The organism is Dactylosporangium sp. NPDC005555 (assembly GCF_040605635.1).
Taxonomy (GTDB): Bacteria; Actinomycetota; Actinomycetes; order Mycobacteriales; family Micromonosporaceae; genus Dactylosporangium.
The window spans coordinates 1-12719 of record NZ_JBEXDG010000038.1 but is presented as its reverse complement, the minus strand read 5'-3'; the positions used below and the strand labels follow the sequence as shown (position 1 = coordinate 12719).

The following is a 12719-nucleotide window of genomic DNA, read 5'->3' as shown; positions in this document are numbered from 1 at the left end:
AGGCGCCGCGGACGCAGGCGGCGCGGAAGCACGCGGAAGCACGCCGTCCGGAGACGGTGAGAAGCCCAGCGTGTCGCCGATCCGGACCGACTTCAGCCCCCACAGTTTCCCGATCGACCCGGCGGGGACCGTACTGCCGCCCGAAGGGACGTCGATCGCGGTCACCTTGCCCTGTGCGAACTGGTCGCGGACCCGCAGCGTGCCGGAGAAGACCCGGGCGTAGGCGATCTTCTCGCCGGCCGGGCCTCGCTCGACCTTGAACACCGTCGCGGACAGCGGGCCGTCCGGATCGCCACCGGCCGGGGGCAGCACCGTGGCCAGGCCGTCGACGAGCGCGTCGACGCCGGCACCGGTCACGGCCGAACCGAAATACACGGGGTGCACCAGCCCCGCGGCCGTCTGCCTGGCCAGCGCGGGCCGCAGCGGTACACCCGCCGCATCATGAACGAAGGCGGCCATGAGCGTCTCGTCGTGCTCGGCCAGGGCCTCCGCGAGCCGGTCTGTGCCGGGCTCGAACGCCGCGGACGCCGTGCCCAGGCCGGTCGGGCGGCCCATCGGCGCGAGCGCGGGCGTCAGCTTGGCCGCGAGGTCGGCGAGGAGGTCCTCGTGCCGCGCGCCGCGACGGTCGATCTTGTTGACGAAGATCAGCGTCGGGACGCGCAACCGCCGCAGGGTGCGCATCAGGATCCGGGTCTGCGCCTGTACGCCCTCGACGGCCGAGACGACGAGGACGGCGCCGTCCAGGACCCGCAGCGCACGCTCCACCTCGGCGATGAAGTCCGGGTGCCCGGGCGTGTCGATCAGGTTGACGGTGACCTCGCCCACGGGGAACGACGCCACCGCGGACTTGATGGTGATGCCGCGCTGCCGTTCGAGGGCGAGCGAGTCGGTCTGTGTGCTGCCGTCGTCGACGCTGCCGATCCGGTCGATGACGCCGGCGCGGAACAGCAGCCGCTCGGTCAGGCTGGTCTTACCGGCGTCGACATGGGCGACGATGCCGAGGTTGAGGGTGGGCATGCAGGGTCAGGTCCTTCCCAGCGTCGATGACTCCCTTCCGGATGGACGTGATTCCTGCGCGCATGTCCGCTCCTCGGGTCGACGTGGGTTGCTTCCATACTGACCGAAGCGACGGCGGACCGCACCCGAGATACACCGGCTTGACCTTGCCCCTTGGGCAGGCCCGACCCTGAATCTCGCCGGGCGACCGCCCGGCCCGGAAGGAGCGCAGGTGGACGAGGAGCTGCTCACCATCGGATCGTTCGCGCGGCGGTCGTGGCTCTCGCCGAAGGCGCTGCGGCTGTACGAACGGCAGGGCCTCCTCCTGCCCGCGGCCGTCGACGAGCACAACGGCTACCGCTGGTACCGCGCGGAGCAGCTGGAGACGGCCAGACTGATCGCCAGGCTGCGCCGCCTCGAGATGCCCCTGGCGACCGTCGCCGCGATCGTCGCGGCCGGCGACCCGCGGACCCAGGCCGGCCTCATCGGCGAATACTGGTCCGCCCAGGAGCACGCGACGGCCGTCCGCCGCGAGATCGCCGCCCATCTGCGCAGCCGGCTGCTCGACGATCGTGAGGGACTCAGCATGTACGAGGTGAAGGTCCGCGACGTGCCGGAACAGACGGTGCTGACCGAACAACGGCACGTGAAGGCGCAGGACCTGCCGGCCTGGATCGACGAGGCCACCGGCCGCCTGCTCAAGGCCGCCGCCGGCCACGGCGACGGGGTCGTCGGCCCCTGCTTCATCGTCTACCACGGCGAGGTCAACGAGGACAGCGACGGACCCGTCGAGATCTGCCTGCCCGTCAACCCGACCGGCCCCGTCGACAGCGCGGTCCGGGTCGAGCCGGCACACCGCGAGGCGTACACCCGCATCATCAAGGCACAGGTCGGCTACCCGCAGATCCTGTCCGCCTTCGACGCGGTCGGCCAGTGGGTCGCCGGGCAGGGCCTGCCCGTCAGCACGTCGCCGCGCGAGGTGTACTTCGCGGACTTCGGCGCCGCCGGCCCGGACGACGAGGTCTGCGACATCGCCTTCCCGCTCGACTGACCCGTTCCGCTCCGAACGGGGGTGCCCGCCGTCCCACCGGCGGCGGGCACAGGGCCATACACCTCGTGGCGGTGGACGACGCGGGGACGCCGATCGTCAGGTACGACATCACCGACGCGAGCGTCGAGACCGCCCGGCCGAGGAGTCCACCGGCGGCGCTCAGCGGTTGCGGAGCCGGTCCAAGAGCGAGCGGGGCCCGGTGCGCTGCTTGACGACGGACACTCGCGGCTTGTCGACGGCGCCGAGCGCCGGGCGCTGACGGAGCGGGGCGGCCGGTCGCGCGGTGACCAGGCCGCGCGTGCGCAGTTCGGCCCAGATCCACGGCGGGCACAGGCCCCGGTAGCTGCGGAACTCCTCCAGTGGCACCCGGGTCGGCCGTAGCTCCAGCCAGCTGTCCTTGGTCAGTACGCCATGGCAGCGCTCCAGCGGCAGCGGCAGGAACTCGTCGAGGCGGGACCTGTCCTGGCTGGTGATCTTCAGGACGTCCGCGCCGGTGCTGTCCGCGCCCATGACCACCACCGGCCGGCCCTTGCCCTCGTCCTCGTCCTCCTCGAACACCACGAACGCGTTCCACACCTCGTGCGTCTTCGGCACCCGTTTCGCCGCATCCCGAGGTGTACGGGCGACGCGCGGCCCGGCGGCAGGGCGCACCCGGCGCAGCACCCCGATCGTCAGGGTGGCACCGGCGAGGGCGAGCAGCGGCAGTACCAGCAGCATCAACGCGACCGTCGTCGTCGACGCGGTCCGGGGGTCACCGGCGACCGGGACGTGGTTGACGGCGGCCCACGCACCGACCAGCCCGGCGGCCGCGAGGATCACGCCGGCCCGCACGAACAGGTGCACGGTGCCGTCCATGCCGGCGAACTGCCACACCGCGGTGCACACGACCAGCGCGCCGAGCGTGACGGCCCCACCAGTCCAGAAGTCGAAGACCCGGAAGCCCAGCGCATACGCGGCACACTTCGCGAGCACGCAGGCGGCCAGCAGGACCCCGGCACGGATGAAGATCTGTCCGATGGTGTTCTCGCCGGGCGTACGGAAGCGGCGGCCGAGAACGACCGCGACGACCGGCGCCGCGACCAGCCCCGGCCAGATCGCCCCCGCGCCGCTGTGCCCGAGCAGCACGTCGGCGGGCAGCCCGATGACGGCCGCCCCGCCGAACCACGCCGCCACCACGATCGGCAACAGCACCCACCCGACCGGCGTGCCGAGCAACGCCCGCGAGTCCCACGCGATCACGCCCACGAGACCGAGCCCGATCACTGCGGCGATGACCACCAACGCCCCGGTCCCGTCCAGCATCATCCACGCTCCTCCCGGGCAACAGCCTGCCATAGACGGCCGTCGGCCCGGAGGACCGCGCCCGTGGGTGTCTCCGGTGGCCGTGCCGGCCGCCGGGCCCGCTGCGGCGGGCATCCCTTGACGGTAATCGCTACATGAGTAGAGTTAGCGTCCGTGCAACGTAACCGCCCTCCGTCACCGCAGACGATCAACGTCCTGCTGGCGCTGGCCGCCGACCCGGCCCGGTGGCGTTACGGCTATGACCTGGTCACCGAGGTGAACCTCAAATCGGGTTCGCTGTATCCGATCCTGGTGCGGCTGGCCGACCGCGACCTGCTGGAGACCTCCTGGGAGCCGGGCGTCGGCAGCCGGCCGCCCCGGCACCTCTACCGCCTGACCGGCGCCGGTCGCGAGTTCGTGGCCGCCTTGACCGCCGCGCGCCAGGACCGCACCGCCCCCCACCCCCGTCGCCGCTTGAGCGAGGCGTGATGCCGTTCTTCATCGTGTTCCTGCTGACGCCGATGTGCGTGGCGATCGCGCTGTACCGCCGCAACCCACGCCGGTTCCTGGACGGCCCGACCGAGGACGCACCCTTGCGGCTGCTGCGCTGGTCGACCGGCCTGCTGTCCGCCCGGCGGGCCGAGTGGGGCCAGGCCATGCTCGGCGAACTCGCCCACCTCGACGGCCGCCGCCGGCGGCTACGCTTCGCGCTCGGCTGCGCCGGCGCCGCGCTGATCATGCCCCCATGGGGCCGCGCCGCCGCCGGCCACTGGGCGGCGATCGCCATCACCGCAGGCAGCCTTGCCATGTACGCCCGCCTGACCGTTCACTACGGGCTGGGCACCGGCGGCTGGATCGCGCTCGCGGTCCTCGGCATCATCTGCGCCGGCTACCTGCTCGGTGTCAGCGCGCTGCTGCGCCGGCCCGGTGTCGCGCTGCCCGGCCTGTCGGGCGGCGTGTTCGCCACCGTGGTAGGGCTGAGCATGTCCGGGTTCACCGCGGTCGACCAGGTCAGCTTCATCCCGAGCCCCTGGCAGCAGTGGGTGATGGTGATCGCCGTCCCCGCCGCCATCGGCGCCGCCGGCACGCTGTGGCGCCGCGACCCGGCGGCCGGGCGCCGCGTCGCCCGCCTGGCCGCCCTCAGCGCCGGGCTGCTGCGGCTGCTGTACGCCACGGTCGCGGTCGCCGTCCTCGGCGCCGGCGGACCACCCGACGCGGCCGGCGGCTACACGATCCGCGGCACGGTCAGCGAACGCCTCGGCAACAACATCGTCGACCTCGCGGTCGGCACGCTGCTCATTGCCATGGTCGGCTGGGCCGCCGCCGCCCTCGCCGGCTACCTGGTACGCCGCCCACCCGCACCCGCACCCGCACAGGAGATGTGAACCCCATGACCACACCAGACCCGGCAAACGTGCCGGCACCACGCCGCCGCCGCGTTGTACGCCTCACCCTCATCATCCTCGGCATCGCAGTCCTGACAGCGCTTGCCGCCAGCCTCCTACTCAGCGGCCGCTAGCCTGCTGCGTTCTCCCTCGCGCTCGATCCCGTAGGCGTGCCGACCTCGGCCCGGCGCCCGATCTGTTGCAGGCAGATGGATTCGTCAGAGCGGAGCCGGCCGGGCTTCCGGCTGCTCTCGTCGGCGGGCTCCTCTCGTCGGCGGGCCGCTTCCGCCGACCGCCGCGACGGTGCTCCCGCTGCCGGCGGTGGCCGGATGAGCCGTCCAGGCAATCCGCAGAACATGCTTCGCCGCCGCAACCGCACCGTTCCGCGAAGCGTGCGGATTCCGCCGAGCCGACCATCATCACGGCCGCTCGCGGCCCGGGCTGGCCCCTGACGTCCGCGCCAGACCTCGGCATCTCCCGCCAGTTCCTCCACGGTCGGCGTGAAGCGATAGGCACCCCCATGCCTGAAGCCGCCGAACGACGACCTCCGCATCCGCCGCACCGACCACGAACGCCGGCTCCCACCACTCACAGCGGAGGCCGCGAGGCGCACCACGACCTCCAACGTGCTGTGGGTCGTCGCCCGCAGCCGCATCAAGGAGCCGTTCAAGCCGGCGGCCCTGGCCGCGACCTTCTATTCGGAACTGGTGACCGCCGCCCGCACGCAGGCCTCGCCAGCAGATGGCGAATGCACTTGGCCCGGCGAACTTGGCCACGTTTTCCGTGGCTGGCCGATCAAGGCCATTGGAAGCCTTCAGGCTCCATTGCAGTGGCGTCGTCGACACGTACTACGCACTCGCCGAACTGCGGAAGATCCGACGCTCTGGCTGGTGGTCGACGCGCGATGCGGGGTAATAACGCGGACGTCTGCAGGCCCCGTTCGGTTGGGGCGTCGCCGCAGTTGGTCGAGGCTAGCGGCGTAGTGCGCGGCCGGCACCGGCAACGACCGTCGTGGCGAGGACCCAGCCTGCCGCCATCACCGCCACCGCCACCGCCTTGTCGGCACCGACCGGATCCCACGCCCGCTCCTGGCCCAGATCGACCAGCGGTACCAGGAGATCCAGGGTGTAGAGCAGCGGGTCCCAGGTTGGCGCCGCGCCCATCGTGATCGGACGAAGCGGGCCGCTCCACGCGAACCACCCACTGCCCGCCGCCAGCACCGCGACGAGCCACAGCAGTGCCCACGCCGGACGGTAGCCGAAGCCGATCGCGACGTCCTGCATCGCACCCCATACCGCGCCGGCCCTGCCCATCGCCCGATGCCGCAGGCGTTCCCGGACGCGGCGCACCTCGCTGGCCTCCTGCTCCCGGCCGTCGCGCTGCAGCGCGACGGCGAGTTGATCATAGGGGCCGGGCGTGAACCCGGTCGCGTATCGGGCCATCCAGGTTAGCCGCTGCGCGGCGGTCCACTCCGTGGCGTCATCGGATCGGCGGGTCACCCGCTCGTAGGTCAGGCCGGCCAACTCGATCCTGCACGCGTCCGGCCAGCCGACCGGGTCGTCGATGAGTCGCCCGACGCGCGCATCACGCAGCACAATCATGCCGGCCGAGGCCGGCGCGGGCCGCAGCGTCAGCATCGCGGTCTGCGCCTCGATGAGCAGCAGGGCATCACCGTCTGGATGGCGCAGCGTGCTGCGCTGCAACGTGATCGCCGCGGCGGCCCGCACACCGTTCAGCATGACGACGCCATCAGTGACAAGGTCGTGCGCCCACACGCTACCGCCGACCGTCACTCCGTTGGCGCTGATCGCCGCGCCTTCCGCCGACGCCTGTGCGTTGGCCTGGGCGAGGTTGAGATCACCGGCGATCCGTGCACCGTCCAGCCGCAACCCGGCTGCGTACCCGGCGCCGTGGCAGAGCCGGGCGTCGCCCTCGATGACGGCGCGCTGCAGATTGACCGGACCACCGAACCGGGTGCCGCTCAGGTCCAGCCCGCCGCCCACCCGCACGTGGTGGAACCAGCCTTCCCCGGCGACTCGGGCGTTCCGCAGACCGAACCACCGAACCACCTGCAGCGATTCAGCATCGATGGCCGGCAGCACACTACCGTCGAGGTTCACCGACCCCAGCTCCGCGTGGTCAAGCACGACCGCCTCGTCGAACACGCAGCGCCGCAGCCGTATTGGCGCATCGACCCTTGCTCCGGTGAGATCGAACCGCCCGGTGATCCGTGCCCCGGCGAGATCGACGCGCGCCGTGCGCCCGGGCATTGCCGGCGGTCCGGCCAGCAATAGTTCCGCGATCACCTGAGCCCGTACCGAATCCTCAGACCCCAGCGGCCGGTCGGTGAGATCAAGCAACGTCCCGGTGCGATAGGCACGACGCAATGCCCGCTCGACACGATTCCACACCGGTGCCTCCGAAGTCATATGGTTGCCTCGGTCTATACCAGGTAGCTGCCGAAACGCAACACCATCCCGCCGATCAGACGTTCGTCGCTCACCCGCGAAGCCCTGTCGGTCACTCGATGTGCGAATGCGATGTCATGCTGATCCGACGCCGCATGGTTCACCGATCGTTGGGCGCGTGAGTGGGCCGGCGACGACGTTGGTCGACTGCACATTTCTGCTCCGCCCCGTGCTGCCATGCTCATCTCCCGCATCCGTGTGCTGGTGTTCCGGATCATGGGACGAACCAAGAGGGGTGGCCCCAGCATGTACGCTGGGGCCACCCCTCTTTGTTCAGGTGAGTGGGAAGCCGGCTTCCATGATCAGTGATCGGCCGGTCGCGCTGCGCGTTTGCAGTTCTGTGACGTGCCCCCGGCTAGAGACAAACCTGCACGGCTTGACCGCGCCGTTGCCTGGGTTGAGCTGGGCCGATGCGTGGGTTGACCTCGTGTTCGAGCTGCCAAGGCGGTTGCAGGTTGGTGGTTCCGAGCGGGGCTTCGTGCAGTGACGGCCGGCCCGTTGCCGGTGCTCGCGCCACGCCCTCACCGTGTCGACCACGACGCACTCATCTGTAGCCGATGAGCGGATGCGAGAAGCCGACCTCCGCTTCGTCCTACAAGGCGGTGTAGGGCGTCGACCGTTCCGGCGTGAAGCTATGGTCCCAGGTGTACGGAGATGTGTCGTGCTCCTGGCCCGGGCAGTAGAAGACCTCGACGCCGTCCAGTTCGTCGCCGAGCATGTTGAGGGTCTCGATGTCCACAAGGGCAATTCGAATACGGACGCCGAGCGCGTTGACAAAGGAACGTTCTGCACCTCGCCCGATCTGCAACGCTCGGTCGAAGGCGGACGTGTGGTCTACAGCCTTGAACGTGTACACCGACACATCCGGCTGGAAGTACCGGCCGTCCTCCGTGAAACTGGCGAACCGCAGCGTCGCACTGAACCACACCGGAGATAGCTCAGTCCCGCGTTCATCCATCCATGCACCTTTCCCCTTGACAGCAGAAGGGAAGACTAGCCTCCAGGCGCACTCATCTACCGCGATCAGGGTGGTCGGGAACGGCCGTGGTCACACGCCGGTGGGATACAGCTTGAGGTGCTCGGCCACCATGACGACGGCCGTTCCGGGCGGGACGTCGATGGAACCGTCGTCGACCTCGACCTGCAGAAGCCCGGTAGCTATCCGCACCGTCAGGAGGTCCCGCTCCTGCAACTCGACGTTCCCCCGCAGCTTGGGGCCCTCGCGCAGTGTCGCTTCAGCGCCGTCCATCGCGATCGCGTCGGCCCATCCGAGCACGACGTCGATGTCCAGCTCAACGTCGACGAGCTCGCCGACGTTGGGCGGCAGGCCAACCCACTCGGCCTGCAACGGGACACCCGCTACCACGATGCAGGCCATCGTCGGCATACCCGGATGTACCACGACGACATGTGCTTGCATGCACCCGATGATCGCACCCGACGTCCGGTTCTCCCGCCGACTGGGCGCCAGGCTACCGGAAGCGGTCACGTTTCGTGACCAACGTTCGGCACCGGCGGGTGCCCGGAACTGCCGAGATCCGCGCTGGCCGGGTGCCGTCCGCAGTCCGTAGCGTTTCATGCCTCGGAGTCGGTTGGGAGTCGTTGCGTTGCGGCCGAAGGTGCTGGCGGAGCGGCTGCTGTCGGCGATCTGCGCGCTACCGCCGGGCGGCGGCGGCCGCCCGCTGGCGTGCTGATTCGTACAGCACGACAGTCGCGGCGGTCGCCGCGTTCAGGGAGCTGGCGGACCCGAACATGGGGATCCGGACGAGCTGGTTGCATGCCTCGCGCCAGCCGGAGCTGAGGCCGGTGGTCTCGTTGCCGATCAACGTCAGGATGGGCTGTGTGAAGTCGTACTCGGCGGCGTCGAGGATGCCGCGCTCATCGGTTCCCATGATGCTCATGCCGATGCCGTCGGCGCGGACGTCAGCGACCCAGGATAGAACGGCCTGGTGTGAGGGTACCCGGACCACGGGCAAGGCGAACAGCGAGCCGGTGCTCGCCCGGACAGCCTTCGGGTCGTACACGTCGGCGGCGTGGCCGGTGACGATGACGCCGCCGGCGCCGAAGGCGTCCGCCGACCGAACGAGGGTCCCGATATTGCCGGGGCTCGTGGGCCGATCGAACACGACGGTGAGCATGGTCGGACCGACCGGGATACGGCGCAGGTTGTCCTCCGGCAGCGCGACCACGGCCAGTAGCTCTGGAACCGTGTCTGCCTTACCTCCCAGTTCGTGCATCAGTTCACGCGAGACGGCGAACTTCTCGGCCCGGACTGTGCCCAGGGCCTCGCGTGCCCAGCCGGACAGCTGAGCGCTGGTGTCGTAGAGCAGCTCCCGGATCTGCCAGCCGTGTTCGACGGCCATGGTGATCGGGCGCACGCCCTGCACGAGGAACTCGCCGCGTCGCTGCCGCTTGGTCCGATTGCCGAGGAGAGCTTTCCACTGCTGGAACCGTGCATTGCGGCCACTCACTCGCAGAACCACTACCAACCCCGCCTCCGCCGTCGCACGTAGACCGCCCATGCCCTGCCTGCCACACTTCACTTTTGGCTCCCCGAGGTTTCCGACAAGACCTTCGGGCAGGCGCTCAGGAACGGACGGAGCAAGTCGCCTCGGCGCCGCAGTCGGTGCCGTCTCCGTCTGTTCCGAGGGCGTCCTGCCCGAGACCCCGACGGATCGCGATCTCTACGGGTGAGTACGCGCCGTCGGCCCGCTCCAGTTCGTACGGTGCAGCTGGCATCAGCGGCGGTTGGGCCATGAAGCGAGGCCGCGCTCCGTGGTGCGGTTGCGCCGCGTGCACCAGGAATGGGTGGCACAGGAAGACGTCGCCCGGAGATCCGGTGGCGAGGGCGAGCGGCCGGTGCTCGGACGCCGTCACCAGGTCGGGCGCAAGGGCCAGCCCGCTCGCTCCGTCCTCCCCGTACTTCTCCAGCACCTTCGGCACGTCGAGGTGTGAGCCGACCCGGATCCGGGTCGGGGCGTCCTTCTCACCGATCTCACTGAACAGGAACAGCATCAGCAGTGCCCGGCCCCGGGAGCGCACATTGGTGAAGTACCAGCTCTCGCCCTCCGGCAGATAGCTGCCCTCGATGTGCCAGCCGGCGTCGTCCGGCTCCTCTTTGTGCGGGAAGCGCAGCGGGAACGTGCCCAGCGAGTAGCGCGGCTCCCAGCGTCCCGCGCCGACGAGCAGGTCGTACGCGTGATGGAGGAACGGGGAGTTGGGAGCGGCGGCGAACGGCCCCTGCGCCATGCCGGGCACCCAGTGCACGGGCTGTGTCCACGTCGCTGGATCGTCCGGGTCGCAGCCCGTCTCCCGCCACAGCAGCCGCGCGCAGTCGGCTGCCACGCGCGGCGCGACGGCGCCCTCCAGCTTTACGAAGCCGTCGCGAAGAAAGTGGGATACCAAGGTCGTGTCATCCATGCCCCCATCGTGTGGCGGTGCCGGTCTCGATCACCCGACATTTTCCGCGCCGCTTTTGTCGGGTGCCCACCGGTGCGCTGCGACCAAGGTTGACGTCGGACGGTGGCTTGATGATCTCGGCACTCCGGCTGACCGTCGAAGGGAGCGAACACGTGGACACCCGCATCGTCGACCATCCCGAGTTCCGGCTCGTGGGGCACGCGGCCCGCGTCCGGCTGGTCCGTCAAGGCATCAACCCGCACATCCAGCGGCACATCACCGCACTGCCGACGGAGGAGCACCTGCGTTTGAAGGCTCTCGGCAACACTGAGCCGAGCGGCCTGCTCGCGGTCAGCGACGACCTTGACCCCGACTACGCCGAGGGCAGCGAGCTGACCTACCTTCACGGGGTCGCCGTGTCCCCGGGTACGCCGGTACCCGGCGGCCTCGACATCATCGAAGTTCCGGCCGGCAGATGGGTGGTCATCCGGACCACGGGGCCGCATCCGCAGACCCTGCAGAAGGCCTGGGCCACGGCCGCAGCCGCGTGGTTCCCGTTCAACCCGTGGCGTCTGCGGCCAGGTCCGGAGATCGTCGCGGTGCTTAAGCCTACGAACGACTTCAGCACCGCGACTTGTGAACTCTGGCTGCCCGTCGAACCGGCCTGACGACCGGCCCGGCGGCCAACAGGAAGGCCCGGCCGCGGCAACCAAGCGCGAATATCCAGCAGGAACGGTGTGGCCAGTGCCGCGGCACTGTAGACAGTGCCCTGATGCCAGGCACTCGACCACAACAGCGCCATGGCCTCCTCGGCTGCTTCGGCGTCGCCGCCGGCGGCGCAGGCCAGCAGAGCTGGCATGTCATCCGCCGCGCCGTACGCGTGACAAGCCACGGACCAGGATGAGGAATCGACGCAAAGCTGGCCGTTAGCCGCCCGCGTGACATACGGACGTACGTCGAAATCCAGCTGATCCACACCGCGACTCTATGAGAGGACACCGACCGAAGCGCGGGCAGGTTTTCCTTGATCACGTATCCGCTCATGCCGCGACGGGCGTGCGCGGTGCGGTCGGCCAGGCGCTACCGACGGTAAGCAGTCTCGGCGAGCCGGGCTCTCCAGTCGTGCCGATGAGCGTTCGTCCTGCCGTGCGGCAGTTTCGCCGGCCTCTGAGGACCGGCCCTCAGTCCTCGGCCAGGTCAGTGCAGTGCAGGACGGTGGCATCGTCGGGTGGTAACCCTTGTTGCTGCTCGGCCTGGCGGACGCGGCGAATGATCGTCGTCGGTCCGCCCGACGCGAGCAAACCCAAGACTTCCGGCCATCGGGCAAGCTGGAATCGGTCCACGATCCGGCTGGCACCGTTGCTGAGCAGGGCAACACCGCTCAGCTCGCTGGCGCAGCGACTGCCGGTGATCGCCTCGGCCGCGGCGCGCGGATCGTCTTTTGCCACCCAGAAGCCGCCAGGCTGGTTCCTGCTGGCCCGCAGCATGTCGATGAACCGTCGTCGGACCTGTTCGTGCTCGGCGCTGCCGTCGGCGGTCGTCTGCAGCGCGGCCCGATACGGTCGCCCGATGTCCACCTCCCGGGCATCGGACACGACCAGCGGCGCCTCGGCGATGCCGAGCACGACAACCAGGTCGCCAAGAACGAGGTAGTCCACGCGGCCGTCGTACAGACGCACGATGGCCACGGCTGCGGAAGGACTGCTGGGATCGGCGAGATCGCAGGTGTTGCGGTGGGCATCCGCCAACCGCGCGATGGCCTCGGCAAGCAACGCAGGCAGGCTCCGGTCCGCGCCGAGCGACAGCAGACCGAGAAGTTCCCCTCCCAGATGGTGCGCATACCAGGCGACGCCGTGCCGGCAGATCGACTCGACGCCGGAAATCCCCGCCCCGTCGATCAGCACGGCTGCACCCGGCACAGCCCCGCAGAAGTCCTCGTTCACGCAACCGACCCGAGCCGCAACGCTAGCCATGCTCACACGCACGACGACACCCCCTGCCGATGCAGATCCCGACCATAGCGCCACCCAGACGCCCACAGGCGCGGCACCGGTAGGCCGCTGGCGAGGTGCCTGTCGTGCAGGTCCTTTTCCAGCGGCCCCCGGCCCGAACCCGCCGTGCCCGCTTTCCGGGCAACGG

General features: G+C 70.0%; 12 protein-coding genes. 4 read left to right on the top strand and 8 right to left on the bottom strand.

All coding sequences use genetic code 11. The features are described 5' to 3' along the window. On the bottom strand, window positions 1-1017 hold a 1017-nt coding region (locus tag ABZS58_RS33430; RefSeq protein WP_354787241.1), incomplete at its 3' end, for a GTP-binding protein. 211 nt (window positions 1018-1228) lie between these two features. Here ABZS58_RS33430 and ABZS58_RS33425 point away from each other — a divergent pair. Continuing rightward, window positions 1229-2047 (top strand): MerR family transcriptional regulator, encoded by an 819-nt coding sequence (locus ABZS58_RS33425; RefSeq protein ID WP_354787240.1) that lies wholly within the window; start codon window positions 1229-1231, stop codon window positions 2045-2047. A 159-nt stretch (window positions 2048-2206) separates the two neighbouring features. On the opposite strand, the gene ABZS58_RS33420 is transcribed toward ABZS58_RS33425, so the two are convergent. Beyond that, on the bottom strand, window positions 2207-3352 hold the full coding sequence (locus tag ABZS58_RS33420; protein ID WP_354787239.1) for a hypothetical protein: 1146 nt from the start codon (window positions 3350-3352) through the stop codon (window positions 2207-2209). A 150-nt stretch (window positions 3353-3502) separates the two neighbouring features. Here ABZS58_RS33420 and ABZS58_RS33415 point away from each other — a divergent pair, with 150 nt between their 5' ends. Together ABZS58_RS33415 and ABZS58_RS33410 are read left to right on the top strand one after the other, a co-directional pair. Continuing rightward, the gene (locus ABZS58_RS33415; protein WP_354787238.1) at window positions 3503-3817 is read left to right on the top strand and encodes a PadR family transcriptional regulator; all 315 of its coding nucleotides are present in this window, start codon (window positions 3503-3505) and stop codon (window positions 3815-3817) included. Continuing rightward, complete coding sequence (locus tag ABZS58_RS33410) at window positions 3817-4713, top strand: hypothetical protein (protein WP_354787237.1); 897 nt, start codon at window positions 3817-3819, stop codon at window positions 4711-4713. Before ABZS58_RS33415 ends, ABZS58_RS33410 begins: the two co-directional genes overlap by 1 nt. A gap of 971 nt (window positions 4714-5684) precedes the next feature. On the opposite strand, the gene ABZS58_RS33405 is transcribed toward ABZS58_RS33410, so the two are convergent. The 5 genes from ABZS58_RS33405 to ABZS58_RS33385 form a co-directional block, all read right to left on the bottom strand. Next, a complete protein-coding gene (locus tag ABZS58_RS33405; RefSeq protein ID WP_354787236.1) occupies window positions 5685-7124 on the bottom strand; it encodes a hypothetical protein in 1440 nt (479 codons plus the stop codon). 649 nt (window positions 7125-7773) lie between these two features. Next, the gene (locus ABZS58_RS33400; RefSeq protein ID WP_354787235.1) at window positions 7774-8139 is read right to left on the bottom strand and encodes a DUF4288 domain-containing protein; all 366 of its coding nucleotides are present in this window, start codon (window positions 8137-8139) and stop codon (window positions 7774-7776) included. Between the two features lie 90 nt (window positions 8140-8229). Continuing rightward, window positions 8230-8601: a hypothetical protein gene (locus ABZS58_RS33395; protein WP_354787234.1), complete on the bottom strand. Its 372-nt coding sequence runs from the start codon at window positions 8599-8601 to the stop codon at window positions 8230-8232. Between the two features lie 235 nt (window positions 8602-8836). Beyond that, window positions 8837-9670 (bottom strand): TrmH family RNA methyltransferase, encoded by an 834-nt coding sequence (locus ABZS58_RS33390; protein ID WP_354787233.1) that lies wholly within the window; start codon window positions 9668-9670, stop codon window positions 8837-8839. A gap of 97 nt (window positions 9671-9767) precedes the next feature. After that, window positions 9768-10601, bottom strand: coding sequence for a phytanoyl-CoA dioxygenase family protein (locus ABZS58_RS33385; protein WP_354787232.1), 834 nt, complete (start codon window positions 10599-10601; stop codon window positions 9768-9770). A 17-nt stretch (window positions 10602-10618) separates the two neighbouring features. Between ABZS58_RS33385 and ABZS58_RS33380 the strand changes: the two genes are divergently transcribed. Then, window positions 10619-11248: a GyrI-like domain-containing protein gene (locus ABZS58_RS33380; RefSeq protein ID WP_354787231.1), complete on the top strand. Its 630-nt coding sequence runs from the start codon at window positions 10619-10621 to the stop codon at window positions 11246-11248. 513 nt (window positions 11249-11761) lie between these two features. Here the strand turns inward: ABZS58_RS33380 and ABZS58_RS33375 are convergent. Then, complete coding sequence (locus ABZS58_RS33375; RefSeq protein WP_354787230.1) at window positions 11762-12523, bottom strand: hypothetical protein; 762 nt, start codon at window positions 12521-12523, stop codon at window positions 11762-11764. Between the last annotated feature and the right edge of the window lie 196 nt (window positions 12524-12719).